This window comes from Phenylobacterium sp., assembly GCF_030651755.1.
Taxonomy (GTDB): Bacteria; Pseudomonadota; Alphaproteobacteria; order Caulobacterales; family Caulobacteraceae; genus Phenylobacterium.
On sequence record NZ_JAUSBZ010000048.1, the window covers coordinates 39,065 to 53,898 of the forward strand.

Annotated in this window: 12 protein-coding genes; 5 read left to right on the plus strand and 7 right to left on the minus strand. The window is 67.7% G+C overall.

The annotated features are described in order from the left end of the window. Positions 1-134: 134 nt before the first annotated feature. Positions 135-1,514: an HlyD family type I secretion periplasmic adaptor subunit gene (locus tag Q7V15_RS04685; RefSeq protein ID WP_304754176.1), complete on the minus strand. Its 1,380-nt coding sequence runs from the start codon at positions 1,512-1,514 to the stop codon at positions 135-137. Then, positions 1,511-3,238, minus strand: a complete 1,728-nt coding sequence (locus Q7V15_RS04690; RefSeq protein ID WP_304754178.1) for a type I secretion system permease/ATPase — start codon at positions 3,236-3,238, stop codon at positions 1,511-1,513. Before Q7V15_RS04690 ends, Q7V15_RS04685 begins: the two co-directional genes overlap by 4 nt. Before the next feature lie 153 nt (positions 3,239-3,391). Here Q7V15_RS04690 and Q7V15_RS04695 point away from each other — a divergent pair, with 153 nt between their 5' ends. Further along, complete coding sequence (locus Q7V15_RS04695) at positions 3,392-4,174, plus strand: DUF6270 domain-containing protein (protein ID WP_304754179.1); 783 nt, start codon at positions 3,392-3,394, stop codon at positions 4,172-4,174. Here the strand turns inward: Q7V15_RS04695 and Q7V15_RS04700 are convergent. Genes Q7V15_RS04700 through Q7V15_RS04710 form a run of 3 tightly spaced genes read right to left on the minus strand, consistent with a single transcriptional unit; the run spans position 4,171 to position 8,476 of the window. Continuing rightward, complete coding sequence (locus tag Q7V15_RS04700) at positions 4,171-5,418, minus strand: hypothetical protein (protein ID WP_304754181.1); 1,248 nt, start codon at positions 5,416-5,418, stop codon at positions 4,171-4,173. The genes Q7V15_RS04695 and Q7V15_RS04700 overlap by 4 nt on opposite strands. Beyond that, the gene (locus tag Q7V15_RS04705) at positions 5,415-6,464 is read right to left on the minus strand and encodes a hypothetical protein (RefSeq protein WP_304754183.1); all 1,050 of its coding nucleotides are present in this window, start codon (positions 6,462-6,464) and stop codon (positions 5,415-5,417) included. The genes Q7V15_RS04700 and Q7V15_RS04705 overlap by 4 nt, the downstream gene beginning before the upstream one ends. After that, a complete protein-coding gene (locus Q7V15_RS04710; protein WP_304754185.1) occupies positions 6,464-8,476 on the minus strand; it encodes a hypothetical protein in 2,013 nt (670 codons plus the stop codon). The genes Q7V15_RS04705 and Q7V15_RS04710 overlap by 1 nt, the downstream gene beginning before the upstream one ends. A 109-nt stretch (positions 8,477-8,585) precedes the next feature. Between Q7V15_RS04710 and Q7V15_RS04715 the strand changes: the two genes are divergently transcribed. Beyond that, a complete protein-coding gene (locus Q7V15_RS04715; protein WP_304754187.1) occupies positions 8,586-9,665 on the plus strand; it encodes a sulfotransferase family protein in 1,080 nt (359 codons plus the stop codon). 54 nt (positions 9,666-9,719) lie between these two features. On the opposite strand, the gene Q7V15_RS04720 is transcribed toward Q7V15_RS04715, so the two are convergent. Further along, positions 9,720-10,430: a hypothetical protein gene (locus Q7V15_RS04720; protein ID WP_304754189.1), complete on the minus strand. Its 711-nt coding sequence runs from the start codon at positions 10,428-10,430 to the stop codon at positions 9,720-9,722. Then, complete coding sequence (locus tag Q7V15_RS04725) at positions 10,427-11,833, minus strand: hypothetical protein (protein ID WP_304754191.1); 1,407 nt, start codon at positions 11,831-11,833, stop codon at positions 10,427-10,429. Before Q7V15_RS04725 ends, Q7V15_RS04720 begins: the two co-directional genes overlap by 4 nt. A gap of 203 nt (positions 11,834-12,036) precedes the next feature. Between Q7V15_RS04725 and Q7V15_RS04730 the strand changes: the two genes are divergently transcribed. From Q7V15_RS04730 to Q7V15_RS04740, 3 genes are read left to right on the plus strand one after another with little or no spacing between them, the layout of a single operon-like run. Next, on the plus strand, positions 12,037-12,987 hold the full coding sequence (locus Q7V15_RS04730) for a hypothetical protein (protein WP_304754192.1): 951 nt from the start codon (positions 12,037-12,039) through the stop codon (positions 12,985-12,987). Continuing rightward, on the plus strand, positions 12,984-13,838 hold the full coding sequence (locus Q7V15_RS04735) for a sugar phosphate isomerase/epimerase (RefSeq protein ID WP_304754194.1): 855 nt from the start codon (positions 12,984-12,986) through the stop codon (positions 13,836-13,838). Before Q7V15_RS04730 ends, Q7V15_RS04735 begins: the two co-directional genes overlap by 4 nt. After that, positions 13,835-14,830 carry a hypothetical protein gene (locus tag Q7V15_RS04740; protein WP_304754196.1) on the plus strand — a complete coding sequence of 332 codons (996 nt, stop codon included), beginning with the start codon at positions 13,835-13,837 and terminating at the stop codon, positions 14,828-14,830. The genes Q7V15_RS04735 and Q7V15_RS04740 overlap by 4 nt, the downstream gene beginning before the upstream one ends. The last annotated feature ends 4 nt before the right edge of the window (positions 14,831-14,834 follow it).

Consider the following 14,834-nt stretch of genomic DNA (forward strand, 5'->3'; position numbering starts at 1 on the left):
CGGTCCTAGCGGTCCCTCTCCGCGCCATTACACATGACGTGTCGAAGGTTAAACGAGCCCGAGGAAGAGGTATCGGATGCGAGGTCGATACGCAATACGAAAAAGCCCCGCCCCCCGGCCCTGGCCCGCCTGGGCTATTCTTCCCTCAGGGCGCCGCCAAAAGTGTCGGTCAGCGGGCTGATCATGTAGTCGAGGACAGAGCGTCGACCGGTGACGATCATGGCCCTGGCGGGCATGCCCGGCGAAAGGGCCGCCCCCTCCGGCAGCTTGGCCAGATCAGCGGGGTCAATCCTCAGTTCCGCCAGGAAGTACGCCACGCCAGCCTCGTCCACCAGCCGGTCGGCCGAGACGCTGGTGACCGTGGCCTCAAGGGGCGAGGCGCGGCGGGCGAAGGCGGTGATCTCCACCCGGGCGGCCTGGCCCACCGTGACGCTGTCGATATCCTTGGGCGCCACGCGGGCGTGGACGATCAGCGGCGCATCGGCCGGCACCACATCCATCAGCAGTTCGCCAGGGGTGACGACGCCGCCGACGGTGAACTGGGTAAGGTTAAGCACATAGCCGTCCACCGGCGATGTGACATTGGTCCGATCCAGCACCTGCCGCGCGGCGGTCAGGCGCGGCCCGACATCGGAGAGCTGGGTCTGCATCTGGCGCAGGCCCTCGGCGGCCTCGCTGATTCGCTGGTTGCGCAGGGTGGTCAGCTGCATCCGGGCCTCGCCCTGGGCCTGGCGCAGGCGATTGAGCTCGGAGGTCAGGGCGCCGCGGCGTCCGCCCAGCTCGGCCAGGCTGCGTTCGTAGCGCAGGATCAGAGTCTTGGGCGCATAGCCCTTTTCATAGAGGGTCTGGTAGCCGGCCAATTCCTCGCGGACGAAGCCGATCTGCTCGTCGACCGAATCGAGCTGGGCCTGGACGCCGACCATCTGGGTGGCCAGCTGATCGACCCGTTGGCCCAGCACGGACTCCTGGCTCAGGAAAAACTGCAGGCGGGAATTGAACAGCAGCTGCTGATCGCGAAGCAGGCCGGCCACCCGGGGATCGGACATCCGCTCGGTCAGCTCCGGGGGCAGAACCAGGGTGCGGGCGCCGACCGATTCGGCGGTGAACCGGGCGCTCTGGGCCAGGACGGCGTCATATTGATTCTGCAGAACGTCGACGGCGGCGTCGGCCTGGACGGCGTCAAAGCGCAGCAGGGACTGGCCCGCCGCCACCCGCTGACCTTCACGGACCAGAATCTCCGACACCACGCCGCCCTCCCGGTGGCGCAGGGTCTTGCGGCTGGCCTCGACCCGAATCTCCGCCGGAGCCGAGGCGGCCGAGGTGATCTGGGCGAAGGCAGCCCAGATCAACATGCCGAACACGAAGACGCCGACCACGACGCAGCCGATCAGGATCGGCCGCCACATGCGCTTGTCGAGGGCCTCGTCCGGGCCCGGCTCGGCGACGTCGAAACGGGCGTCCAGAGGCCGGATCGGCCCCATGATGCGCTTGATGGGCTCCAGGTCGAACTTCATTGGCCAGCCTCAACAGGTCGCACGGGCGTGGACTGGGCGAACCGCGCCATCACGGCGTCCTTGGGACCAAACAGCTCCATGCGGCCATCACGCATGACCAGCATCTTGTCGGCGGCCCGCAGTATGGCGGGCTTGTGGGACACCACCACGATGGTCGTGCCCTGGGCCTTCAGCAGATCAATGACCCGCATCAGGGCGTCCTCGCCCTCGGCGTCCAGGCTGGCGTTCGGTTCATCGAGCACCAGCAACCGGGGATTGCCCAGCAGGGCGCGGGCCAGGCCCACCCGCTGACGCTGGCCCGCCGACAGCATGTAGCCGCCGTCGGTCAGCTCGGTCTCATAGCCCTTGGGCAGTCGCAGGATCAGGGCGTGGACATCGGCCAGGGTGGCGGCGGCGACGACCGCCTCGTCGGTGACGTCCGGGAGGAAGCGGGCGATGTTGTCACGCAGGGTGCCGGCGAACAGCTCGGTGTCCTGGGGCAGATAGCCCACATGACGGCCGAACTCCGCCCGGTTCCAGGAGAAGACGTCGGCGCCGTCGAGGCGCACATTGCCATTGGTGGGCCGCCACACGCCGACCATTAGTCGGGCCAGGGTCGACTTGCCAGCGCCGGACGGACCGATGACCCCAAGCACCTCGCCGGGCTCGATCTTGAAGTTCAGCCCCTGGAGGACATAACGATCGGCCCCGGGCGGGGCGAAGTTGACGCCCTCGATGCTCAGCTGGCCGAGGGGGCGCGGCAGGGTGGTCGACGGCGCAGCGGGCCGGTAGTTGTTCAGCAGCAGGTTCAACCGGTCATAGGCTCGACCGCCATTGACGATGCCGTCCCAGGCGCCGACCACCTTCTCGATGGGCTGCAGGGCGCGGCTTGCCAGGATCATGTTGGCGAACAGCATGGCCGGGCCGATCTTGCCCACCACCACCAGATAGGCGCCGACCCCGATCACCAGGATCTGGATGAACATGCGGGTGAATTTGGTGGCGTTGCCCATCACGCTGGCCCGCTGCGAGGCCCAGGCGCCGCGCTCGATGGCGCGGACCCGATAGATCGACCAGCGGGCGCCAATGGCCTGCAACATGCCCATGGCCCGAACCACCTCGCTGTTGCGCAAGGTGGCCTCGGTGAAGGCGTAGCCCTTGATGGCGGCCTCGTTGGCCTCCTGCAGGGGCGGTCGCGACAGGCGGTCCTGAAGGAAGGCCAGACCCAGCAGGGCGATGGCGCCAAACAGGGTGATGAAGCCCACCAGAGGATCGATCACGAACAGAATGCCGATGAAGATCGGCATCCAGGGCAGATCGAAAATGGCGGAGAACACCGTGCCGGTCAGCAGCTGCCGGAAGCTGTCGAGGTCCCGCAGGGCCTGGGAACGCCCCTGACCCTGGCCCCGGGTCTCAGCTTCGAACAGGGCGGCGAAGACGTGGCTGGAGACCTTCTGGTCCAGGGTGATTCCATAGTTGATCAGCACCCGGGTGCGCAGTTCGTCGATGACGCCGGAGATCAAAAAGACCAGGACGGCGCCGACCGTCAGCACCACAAGCGTCGGAATGCTGTAGCTGGCCAGCACCCGCCCATAGATCTGGAAGGTGTAGAGCGGCAGGGCCAGATAGAGCAGGTTGCTGATCAGGCTGAACCCACCGGCGAAGGCCAGGGGCGTGGTTCCGTCTTTCAGGGCGCGAGTCAGCAGATTGTCGGGCAGCGACGCGAACGGATTGAGGAGCTTCATGCGTGCGGGCGTCCGTCGGAGCCTGAACGCCCCGTGGACCTGGGGCGGTTGAGGCCGCGACACATGACGACCGACGCCGGTCAAGTCAATGGCGCCGCCCTTATGTGGCGAACATGCTAAGGCCAGGGTTGAAACCGACCGGGGGAAGGATTCATGGCGAAGATCGCCATCGTCGGAAGCTGCATCACCCGCGACCTCTGGCCCCTGCGCGAGGCGGCGCCGCCCGGGTTGCTCTATGTGTCACGCACAAGCCTGGCGAGCCTGCTGTCGCAACCGGTCGACGGCTACGCCCCCCAGTCGGGACCGCCGGCGGACCTGACCCGCTACCAGCACATGGCGACCCAGGCCGATCTGCTGAAGACCGGCCTGACCCAGCTTCTGGCGCACCGGCCGACGCACCTGATCTTCGACTTTATCGATGAGCGATTCGACCTTCTGCGCCTGCCGACGGGCGCCCTGATCACCCACAGCTGGGAACTGGAGAGCGGCGGGTATCTGGACGATCCCGCCCTGGCCGGCGCCACGGCGATCCCCCGGCTCTCGGGGGCCTGCGAGCGCCTGTGGCGGGAGTCGGTGGTCCAGCTGGCCGGACTTTTGAGCTGTACGGTGCTGCGAAACGCCACGATCATCCTGCACTCAGCCCGGTGGGCGAAACGCCAGATCGCGCCCGGGGGCACGACCCTGCCCCTGCAGGGAGATCCGCACATCTGGGACGGACGTCCGGCCGATCTCGCCAAACACAACCAGATGCTGGCCCGCTATGAGAGCCACTTCCTGCAGACGATTCCCCAGGCGCAGGTGATCGCCGCCCAGCCAGAGCACCAGCTCGCCGATCCGGCGCACCGATGGGGACTGAGCCCCTTCCACTATGTGCCGGGCTATTATGACGACATCCTCGCCGCCCTGGACAAACAGGGGGCCAAGATTGCGGCCTAGTGGCTTTGACTCCGGCGCGCCCAGTGCTCCAGCGGCGTCAGTCCGCTCTGCACGAGGTCGGAATGGGCCGCCAGATAGGCTGCGGGGGAAAAGCCTGGGCGGGACAGTTCAGCGACCCAGGCGCCCCCGGTGAGATAGTCCACCAAGGGATTGACGCCGGCCGGCATATCGCCGCCCCGGGCCTCCAGATGCGCCGCGCAGGAGAACCAGCCGCTGGGCTCCAGGCCGCGGGCCGCGCCCTCATTGAGAAAGTGCGCCAGGGGCTCGGTCTGCAGGGCGGCGAGGCTCGGATGTTGCCCCAGATACCAGGCCGGATCGAACAGGGGATGGGGCTTGAGGCCGGCCCTCCACCCTCGGACGACATAGTGGACCAGGGGCGGACCCTCGGGCTCGGCCCAGTGAACCTGGGCGAGGTAGAAGTCCGGCGCAAACACCGGATGCGGGCTCAGACCCGCGCGCCATCCCTCATCGAGATAGTGGACCAGGGGATTGCCGCCGCTCTCCGCCAGTTCAGGGCTCTGGGACACATACCAGTCGCTGTCGAAGAGCGGATGAGGGTTCAGGCCCTCGGCCGCCCCGACCCGGACGAAATGCTCCAGCGGCGTGAGGCCGGTGGGCGCCAGGGCCGAGCCATAGCGCCTGGCGTAGTAGGCCGGATCGAACAGGGGATGGGGCGCGCGGCCCTCACGTCCGCCACTGACAATGTAATGCAGCAGCGGGGGGCAGCGGCTGGCGGCCACGTCCGGCTGCGTGGCCAGATAAAAGTCCTGATCCACCAGGGCGGGCGGCTGAACTCCAGGGGTCGCCCCGCCGGCGAGGTAGGCCAGGACGCCGCGCACGGACCGCGAGGCCGGTGCGCCCGGCGCGCTCGCCCAAAGGCCGGAACGGACGATCACGGCGGTCTGCGCAAGGGCGCCAAGCCGGAACAGAAGGCGGTCTACGGCCTTGGCGATGCGGTTATATCGCCGTGGGACGCGGCGGGCGGCGCGGCGGTGAAGGGCGATCAACTGCTGTCTGAGCCTCGCCTCGGCCCGGGCCCGGGCTGCCAGGGCGTGGTGCAGGGCCAGGGTCAGACGCGCCCGGGTGAGGCCCGTCTCGGCTTCGGCCTCGAGCCGCGCCCTGTCGAGCTGCTGGAATCGTTGAGCCAGACGCTGCGCCTTGGCCAGCAGGGGGTGGGTCAGTTCCGCTGAAGCCAGGGGCTTGGGCGCCGGCTTGGGCGCCTCAGGAGATGAGGAGTGAGTCATCGGGCCACGGCCTCCTGGATCTTTGTCCCGCCCTGAGCGTGGAGCCATTCGAGGTAGGATCCTGGTCCGGCCTTGAAGGGGTCGTCGAAGTGGGCCTGGAGGTCTGGGCTTTCGCGCCACTGGACCCTGTGGGCCTTGTCGATGGGGGTGCCGTCGTCATAGGCGCCATAGGCCCAGTATCGCTCGGGGATGGCGGGGTCTGTCGCCTGGGCGACCTGGCGCTTGTACCAGTTCCAGATCTCATAGACCTCGAAGTTGTCGCCGGCGTACTTCTTGGTCATCAGGTCGCCGGTGGGGCCCAGCTTGGTGAAGTGCCAGAAGCGCAGAGGCTGGCCATTGACGGTGATCGCCCCGTCCTTGCCGATCGCCACCCTGCGCTGGGAGAGGTTCCAGCTGGCGACATTGTAGCCGGGATCGCGCACCACCTTGACCCCGTCGAACAGGGCCGGGACGTGGTCGCACCATCGCTGGTCGACAAACAGGCCCTTGGGCATGTCGTCATAGCAGTATTCCAGCAGCCGGTCGTTCCACCACCTGGCGAAGCGGGCGCCCTCGCCCGTGGTGCGGATGGCTACGAAGCCCAGGTTGAAGATGCCGGTGCGCGAGGCTGACAGGTCGTTGTCGAGGATGGCCGTCCGCTCGGTGTTGGGATCGATCAGGTGCGGGGTGAGCAGGATCTGGTGCTCCCCCAGCATCTCGATCAGCGGGTCCAGGGGCGCCAGAAGCGCCGTATCGGGATCCAGATAGATGGCGATGTCGGCCTGGGCGCAGGCCTGGTGGATGAAGGGGCCCTTCACCGCCGTGCAGACCTCGACCACATCGTGGCGGAACAGCCAGTTGCGGAAGTTCTCGATCCCCAGATCCTGGGCCCAGACCACCCGGTCGAAGGGCTCGCTGTCGGGATCGAAGACAAAGCCCTCCGGCGGCTCATCGGTGATCAGGGCCACCAGCTCCCAGTCCGGATGGAAGCGCCGCAGGGTGGCGTAGAGCACCCGCGCCCGGTTCAGATAGGAGAAGGTGAAGCTGGAATAGCAGAGCACCTTCATCAGGCCGCCTCCCCGTCCAGCAGATCGATGGTCAGGCGGCTAAAGGTGAGGTCGGCCGGGGCCGGAGCCCGCTGGCGGCGGGAAAACCGCAGGACCTCGCCACTTTCAAACAGCTCAAACAGGGCGGTTTCGTCGGCGATCACCTCCCCCAGCCCGGTGGCCTGCACGAAGGCTGCGACATTGCCGCTGTCGGGACCCGTCAGGATGGCGGCGCCGGCGGCGGCGGCCTCGTGGGTGGTGAAGGAGAAGGTCTCCCGGCACAGGGACCAGATCATCACGGCGTCCACGTCCAGGGTTTCCAGCATCGCCTGCATCGCCCGGGGGTTGGCCTGGCTCACCGTCACCGGATGGAAGCTCAGCGGCAGACCCGAGGCCGGGTCACGGGCCAGGTGCAGGAATTCATAGCGGGGGTCCTCGGCGAACCGCAGGACCAGGTCGCGGAAGACGGACCAGCCCTTGAGCCCGCTCGGCAGGCCCGGAAAGGCGAAACGGAAGGGGCGCTCGGCAGGCGCCGCGGCTGGGGGCTCGATGGCCTCAGCCCGCCTCGGCGAGAGCCTGGCCAGGGGCGCCACCAGGGTCTTCACCGCCGGCAGGCCCGCCCCGCGTCGCCAGGTGTCCAGGGCCGCCTGGCTGGGGGCGGCGACCGAAATCTCCAGGGCGCGGAACAGCCGCTCATGCTCGTCCAGATGGAACTGGCGGTGATCGCCATAGACGCAGACCCCGCAGGCGGCGCTGCCCACCGGCGGGGCGCCGCAGTCGGCCACGTCGTTGCGCAGAAGATGATAGCTGGCGCAGACGCTGGCGAAGTCATGGACCCAGAACCAGCCATGATCGAGCCCGACCGCCCGGGCGATCGCCAGGACGTCGCTGACCGAGTGGCCCAGCAGACTGTGAATGGCCAGGCTCCGCCGCCCAGGGGCGACCTTGGCCAGGCCCGCCTCCAGGCCGTCGACCAGGGTCGCCAGGCTGAAGACCCCGACGGGAACCCCGTTCCACACCACCCCCAGGGGCTCGGCATGGCCCGGCGAGCGCAGCAGCGGCCGGCTGTTCAGCGGATAGAGATGCAGGTGGTCGCGGCCCGTGGCCTCCGCCGCGGCGGCCTCTCTCTGAAGACAGAGCTGAACGCCCCCGAGATTGGTCGAGTAGTCGTCATGGCTGAAGGTCAGGTGGAGATCGGCCAGACCTGAGCGCGTGACCGCCAGCAGGTCGGCCAGGGCCTTGGCCCCCCCAGGCTCGGCGAAGTCGTCATGGGCCTCGGCGGCCGCAAGCCGCGCCTCAATGGGCTGCAGGGTGGCGATGACCCGATGGCGGAACCCCAGCTCCAGGCGCGCAAGGCGACCCTCCTGCCGGCCCGCCTGCAGATAGTGGACAAAGGGATGGATCGCGGCCGCCGCGACATCGGGATTGAACTCAAGATAGTCCGACACCGAGAACCAGGGCGCCGGGTCGCGGCCCTCCCGCCACCCCTGATCCAGAAAATGCGCAACCGGATCCATCCCGCTCGCCGCCACGTCAGGATTCTCAGCAAGATAAAACCGATGATCAAACGACCCCGAAACCAACTCATAGGCCGCCGAGTCCCAAGCCGGGGCCGCGGGAATGGCGGCTCCGAACGCCTCGCCGCCGAGGGCCGAGGCTTTTTGGGGGATCGCGCGGGGCGGATCGGGGACATAGGTCCAGGGTCTGCGACCGCCGGCGAGGCTGCGGGGCGCCTGATAGGCGCCGGCGAGTTCCGAGGGACGGATCTCGCGGCCCTCAGCGGCGCCGACTTCGAGAAAATGTGCGAAGGGATCGCGTCCGCCCGCCTCCACATCCGGATTCTCGGCCAGATAGGCGGACGATGAAAACCATGCGGCCGGATCGCGACCTTCCCGCCAGCCGCTGATGGTGTAGTGCCCATAGGGGTCGGCGCCCGCCGCAACCACGTCGGGATAGACGCTCCGGTAGAAGTCCGGATCGAAGGCTGTGCTGACCAGTGCGAAGGTGGAGTCTTGGGAGGCCTCGGCGGCCATGGGTGGCTCCCTGTCGAGGCCGGAGCGTTGTGTGCAACAGAAGGTCGAGACGATCAACCGCGGCGTTCCCATCTTGCAGCGGGGGCCGTGCGGCCATACAGCACCTTGTGTGACCTACGCCAATAGCCAACCTGTCGGCAGCCGCACCTCCAACCCGTCGTCGGGTCGGGCGGTCTATCTCGTGCTTGGCATGCACCGTTCGGGCACCTCGGCGATCACCCAGGTGCTCGCCCTGGCCGGCGCCGCCCTGCCAAAGAACGTGATGCCGGGGGACGAACATAACGCCAAGGGCTACTTTGAGCCCTGGCGGATCGCGATCTTTAACGACCAGAGATTGCGCGCGGCCGGCGGCGCCTGGGACGACCCATTCATCTTCCCCTATCGCGCCCTGGAGCCCCGGGAAGAGAAGCGCTGGACCACCCGGGCCACGGACCTGTTCGACGAGGAATTCGCCGGGGCGCGCTATCCCTTGATGAAGGACCCGCGGGTCAGCGTTCTGGGGCCGCTCTGGCGCACCGTGCTGGACGACCTTGGCCTGGCCGCCCGGGCAGTGATCCCCGTGCGCCATCCCCTGGAGGTGGCTGGCTCCCTGGCCAAGCGCAACGGCTTTCCGGTGGAGAAGTCCCTGTTGTTGTGGGTGGCCCATATGCTCGCCGCCGAGCTCAGCAGCCGCGACATACCCCGGGCCTTCGTGCCCTATGATGGTCTTCTCAGCGACTGGCGGGGGCAGGTGGCCCGCATCGAAGCCGCCCACGGGGCGCCCCTGCCAAGCCTGACGGCGGCCTCGGCCAAGGCCATAGACGGCTTCCTCACCCAGGAGCTGCGCCACAATTCGGCGACGGGCGCCCTGGCCAGGGTCCCGCGGGTCGGCGCCCTGACGGCTGAGGTCTATGACTGGTTCCAGGCCGCCGCCCGGGACGAGATCCGCCCTCCTGACGCGCTGGCCGCCGCCACGGCGACGCTGGAGAAGATGCGCAAAACCCTGGGGATCTTTGTCTCACCGGTCACCTCTGATCTGGCCGCGGCGCGAAGCGACCTGCTCGAGGCCCGTCAGATCGCCGCCTTTGAGCAGAACAAGGCCAGATCCCTTGAGGCGCAGCTGGCCGCCCTTGCGGCCCAGGCTGAGGATCGAGACAGGCTCGAGCAAAGCCTGGATCGTCTCCTGGACGACCTTCTCAGAGAGCGCTGAGCTTCGCGGGCCATCCTGTCGCCTGAGGCATCCTCCCAACCCGGCTGAGCCGCCTTAGCTCTTGGGGCGCAAGGCAGGCGGGCTTTCGGTCGCGGGGGGCTCGATGATCGCCACCTGATGGACCAGGAACTCCCCTCCGGCGCCATTGTCGAAATCGAGCCGGATGCTCTCGATCACCGACGAGGCCCAGTCATCGCCGCCCGCCTTCAGGTTGCGCATGTCATAGGCCAGGATCACCGTCTCATTGACCTCGGGCGCCGCGCCCTGGAAGGGCTGAGCCATGAAGTCGGCGCTCTCGGAGTGGTCGGCGGTCACATAGTGCAAGGCGCCGTCCCAATCGGTCGACGGAGCCAGGCGGGTGACACGCACCAGAACATGATTGAAGCGCGCCCCGCTCAAGGCCAGGCCGCTTGGGCTGCGCAGGATCGGATCATAGGCCCGGGCCGCCAGGCGCAGGCCGCGAGTCTCGGCTGGAAGAACCTCGCCCCCGACCATGACAAACCCGTCCGTCGATCCCTCGAAGGTCCAGAGCCGACCGGCCCGAAGCGGCTGGCCATTGGAGGTGAAGGCGCCGGCGTCAGCGTCCCAGGCATAGGAGCCGGGACGCTCCATCGCCCCATCGGCCGAACGCGAGGCGGGCGGCAAGGTCTGCGCATTGGGCGGCTGGGGGGACGGTTCGAGCTGTGGCTCCCGCGGACGGGGATTGTCGCAAGCTGACACCAGGGCGGCGCAAAGCGCCAGGATCGCCAGAGCGGCGCGTCTCATGGGCGATCTCCCGGCGGCGATCGCAGCCGCCTGCGCAGGCGGCCATAGGGCGGGTCGAGAGCCAGATAAAGCAGGCCCGCCATGGCCGCCAGGTCAAGATAGTAGAGGTAGCGATAGTCGCACGCGATGGAGATCACCGCAAAACTGGCCGCAAAGGCCAGGGCCGAGAGCAGCATGGCGGCGATGACCATATCGGCCGCCTCGCGCCGCCACAGGAGCACGCCGGCGCTGGCCAGGGCCACCAGCGCGAAGAAGACGTGGGAGAACAGCGGGGTATCCAGATACCAGGTGCTGTAGTTGAAAAGGGACTGGTCCGAAGGCTCCATCAGTGGCGCCACCCCCAGGGCGGTGGTCAGGACCTCAGGCCCGCTGACCCCCACATAGACCGGCAGACAGGAGTCGATCTTGGGCGTCGTGAAGACCCATCGGAAGACGTCCCAGCGGTGCTGCAGATAGGCGTCGGGATGCTGGATCAGGATGGTCCGCCACTGGGCGAACACCACCTCGTTGGGCAACCCCCACAGCGCCAGGCCAACCTCATCATCCTGGCCGAGATAGTCCATCCGCACCGGCGTATAGAGCGCCGAGCCCCGGTGGCGGACTAGCTGTTCGGCGACAGGGTCGTGCTCCCGGATGACGTCCAGGGGCAAGGTGGGCTTGATCGCATTGGCCCCGACAATGTCGTAGTGGGCGAGAATGCGCAGGCCGCGAACCCCCGCCATCTCCGGACCGGCCTGCGGGGGCTGGGCCAGCACCCCCATGAGCGCCGACAGGACGAGGGTCGCCATCAATCCACCCGCGCCCCAGCCGAGGCTCGACCTCCACCCGCCGCGCCCATACGCCACCCAGGCGAGGGCCAGGGCGCCGAATACGGGGGCAATCAGTCCGTTCTGGCGCACCTGGGCGGCCGCGGCGAAGGCCAGCAGCGCCCCAGCCAGCGCCCACCAGGGGCGCCGGGGGCCATCCCAGGCGCTCACCGCCTGGGCCAGGCAGGCAAACCCCGCCAGGGCCAGGTTGGCGAAGAACACGTCCTTCCAGACCACCCCCTGATAGATGAGCAGGGTCGGCGTCAGCACCATCATCGCCGCCAAGATGACGGACACCCAGGAGACCCGCCGTCGCAGGGAGCGAAGCGACAAGAGGCTGCCCGTCACCAGGAAACCACTGAATGCGAGATAGAGTCCGGTTCCCGGGATCACCCGATCAAAGGCGCCGAGAACCCAGGCGTAAAGCGCCGGGCCGATCGACTCCCGGACCTGATTTCGACCCTCATGCAGCTGAATCAGCGAATCGTAAGACAGGTGACCCGGCGCATTGGCCGCCAGCATGATGACGTAGCCGGTGAGCAGAACGATCCCAAGCGCCTTGCTGGCGCTGAATCCGAGCCTAAGATCTATCTTCATGGCCGGTCCCCCTGGCGCCTCTCCTACGACTGGCGCTCGCCGACGGAAAGGGGCATTTGCGCATCCGCGACGCCCCGGTGGAGCCGTCGGAAGCTGGCCCGGGCAAGCTGGAAGCGGGCGTCAGGAGAGGCTATGAGTCTTCCCGCATCGCGCCGCGGGGCGGGGTCGAGCGAGACTTTTCACGAAAATCGGGAGCGATTTGGATGGACGCTTTGATCGGCTCCACCGGTTTCGTCGGGGGGGCGCTATCTCGGCGTCACGGCTTCGGGGCGGCGTTCAACAGCCAGACGATCACCGAGGCGCGGGGGCGGCGATTCGACACCGTCGTCTGCGCCGCTGCGCCCGGGTCCATGTTTGAGGCCAACCGTTTTCCCGAGCGGGATCGGGAAAGACTCCAGAATCTGATGGATCACCTCCTGACCCTCGAGGCGGAGACCTTTGTTCTCATTTCCACGATCGCGGTCCTGGGGGGTGGCGGCCTGCAGGCCGACGAAAGCGCCACCGCGTTCGAGACCGGGAAGGCCTATGGCCGACACCGCCGGGAACTGGAGGCCTTCTGCGCTGAGCGCTTCGAGCGGTGTCTCATCATCCGGGCCCCTGCGTTGTTCGGGACCGGACTGCGCAAGAACTTCCTGTTCGACATCCTCAACCCGGCGCCGTCGATGCTGAACGAGGCGAGGTTGCAGGACCTGCGGGCGGCGCTGCCTGCCTCACTCCGGGCGGGCCTGGACCGGCTCTACGCCTGGGATGAGTCCCTGGGCCTGTTTGTGCTCGACCGGGCGGGCCTTGAGGCCTCGGGGGAGCGGCCCATCTATGACGCCGCCATCATCGAGTCCGGATTGTCGGCGGTGCAGTTCACCCACCCTCGGTCCACCTTCCAGTACTACGGCGTCGCCAACCTCTGGCGGGACATAGGGCTGGGGCTGGCGCGATCCCTGGATGTCCTCCACCTCGCGCCGCCGCCGCTGGAAGCCGGGGCGATCTTCGCCGCCCTGACCCAGCAGACGATGCCGGACAATGGCGCCCCCATCCACCACGAGGACATGTGGACAAGCCATCCTGATCTGTGGGGCATGCCCGGCCCCTATATGAGCGACGCCGATGACGTATTGTCTGCGGTGAAGCGGTTCCACGCCGCTGGGGGCCGGGAGTGAAGCTCGCCGTCTCCAACATCGCATGGCCTCCCCCCCTGCGGGACGAGGCCTATGGTCTGCTCGCCGCCCACGGCGTCAGGGGTCTTGAGATCGCGCCGAAGCTGCTGTTCGCCGACGCCCAGGACGCCTTCGCGCCAAGCCGCGACGAGGCCGACCGCGCCCTGGACGCCATGCGGGCGGCGGGGCTGGAGCTGGTGTCGATGCAGTCCCTCCTGTTTGGCGCCGAAGGGGCGGCCCTGTTCCAGGATGAGGGCGGGCGTGAGCGGCTCGTGGGGGCGATGGTCCGCGTCATCGGCCTGGCCGGCAGGTTTGGCATTCCCAACCTTGTCTTCGGATCGCCCGCTCAGCGGAACATCCCCGAGGGCCTGACGACTGCAGCCGCCGATCGCATCGCCATGGACGTCTTTCGCCAGCTGGGCGACGCGGCCGCGGCGGCCCAGACGATCCTGGCGCTGGAACCCAATCCCGCAGCCTATGGGACCAATTTCCTGAACCGGTTTGATGAGACCGAGGACTTTGTGCGTCGGCTGGACCACCCGGCGATCCGGCTGATTCTCGACGCCGGCGCCTTGATCATGAACGACGAGCTGGACGCGTTGGACCGTCTGACGGCCGACCGGGTTCGGCGCATCAGCCATGTTCATATCAGCGAGCCGCAACTGGCGCCGGCCCCCGCCGACCCGCTGACGGCGGCCAAAATTCTCCGGTCAATGCGCGGAGCCGGCTACGGGGGATGGTTCTCAATCGAAATGCGCGCGCCGCCAGGAGGGCTGGCGGATCTCGACCAGGCCCTCACCCGCCTGGGGGCTGCGGTCACCCTTGCGGCGCGTCAGGACGTGGAGGCGTCATGATCCCCAACTGTCGTGAGGACGTCCTGGTCTCGGTGTGTTTTGCCGACGCCGAGTTCGACGAGGCGGGCTATGGGGCCCTGACGCGCATGGCCGAAAGGTTGGCCGAGCGGTTCCGCTATTGGGAGATACTGATCCTCGACGACGGGGCGCAACGGCACATGGAAGAGCATCTCCTGCGCTCGGTGGAGAATCTGCGCCTCCTGCGCACCAGCGCCGGCCTGGCCTTCTATCGCCGCCGGGTGACGGTCGCCTCTGAGGCCATTGGCGACCTGGTCCTGCTGACGGCGGCCGAAGAAGTCGGGCAGATCGACGTCATCGCCATGCTGACCGCCGCCGAGCAGGAAGACGCCATCGTCGTGGCGCGCAAGCCCGGCTGGAGCGCCCTGAACCCGCCCCTGCGGGTCCTCGGCCGGACCGCAGGCTTCGAGGTCAATGCGCTGGACATGCTGAGTTCGGTCTTTCCCCGCACCCAGCTCAACCGGCTTCTCGCACGAACCGATCGGGAACTGGCCGTCCGCTTCCCACCGGCCGACGGGCTCACCCCGGTGATCTGGCAGACCTGCCCCACCGCCGTGGGCAAGACCAGGTCCCTGCGCGAGACGCGGCGGCGATTCACTCTGCTGCACCGGCTTCTAATCAGCTCATCGCCGCGCGTGCTGGCCCTGCTTGGCCTCGGCTCCATGCTGGTGGTGGTTTTCGCCCTCGCCTACATCGCCTACGCCATTCTCGTCTGGCTGGCCTTCGATGATGTGCAATCGGGCTGGCTGACCACCTCAGTGGTGCTGGGATTGACCACCGCCTTCCTCGGAACCGCGATCTTCGGCCTTTCCATCGGCCTCCAGAACGTCATTGAGATGCTGTCCAACACGACGAACGATGTGGTTCTGGAAGAACGCAGCGCCGTCGATCTGTTCGGCCGCGTCATCGAGGAGCTGAATGTCGAGATCGGCGCCGGCCTGTCGCATTCCCCCGCGCCTCGGGCGAAGCGGTAGGTCA

What these genes read in the sequence shown, in the direction of transcription:
- Q7V15_RS04685 (WP_304754176.1), bottom strand. Translation starts at nt 1,514, where the DNA reads ATGAAGTTCGACCTGGAGCCCATCAAGCGCATCATGGGGCCGATCCGG.
- Q7V15_RS04690 (WP_304754178.1), bottom strand. Translation starts at nt 3,238, where the DNA reads ATGAAGCTCCTCAATCCGTTCGCGTCGCTGCCCGACAATCTGCTGACT.
- Q7V15_RS04695 (WP_304754179.1), top strand. Translation starts at nt 3,392, where the DNA reads ATGGCGAAGATCGCCATCGTCGGAAGCTGCATCACCCGCGACCTCTGG.
- Q7V15_RS04700 (WP_304754181.1), bottom strand. Translation starts at nt 5,418, where the DNA reads ATGACTCACTCCTCATCTCCTGAGGCGCCCAAGCCGGCGCCCAAGCCC.
- Q7V15_RS04705 (WP_304754183.1), bottom strand. Translation starts at nt 6,464, where the DNA reads ATGAAGGTGCTCTGCTATTCCAGCTTCACCTTCTCCTATCTGAACCGG.
- Q7V15_RS04710 (WP_304754185.1), bottom strand. Translation starts at nt 8,476, where the DNA reads ATGGCCGCCGAGGCCTCCCAAGACTCCACCTTCGCACTGGTCAGCACA.
- Q7V15_RS04720 (WP_304754189.1), bottom strand. Translation starts at nt 10,430, where the DNA reads ATGAGACGCGCCGCTCTGGCGATCCTGGCGCTTTGCGCCGCCCTGGTG.
- Q7V15_RS04725 (WP_304754191.1), bottom strand. Translation starts at nt 11,833, where the DNA reads ATGAAGATAGATCTTAGGCTCGGATTCAGCGCCAGCAAGGCGCTTGGG.
- Q7V15_RS04730 (WP_304754192.1), top strand. Translation starts at nt 12,037, where the DNA reads ATGGACGCTTTGATCGGCTCCACCGGTTTCGTCGGGGGGGCGCTATCT.
- Q7V15_RS04740 (WP_304754196.1), top strand. Translation starts at nt 13,835, where the DNA reads ATGATCCCCAACTGTCGTGAGGACGTCCTGGTCTCGGTGTGTTTTGCC.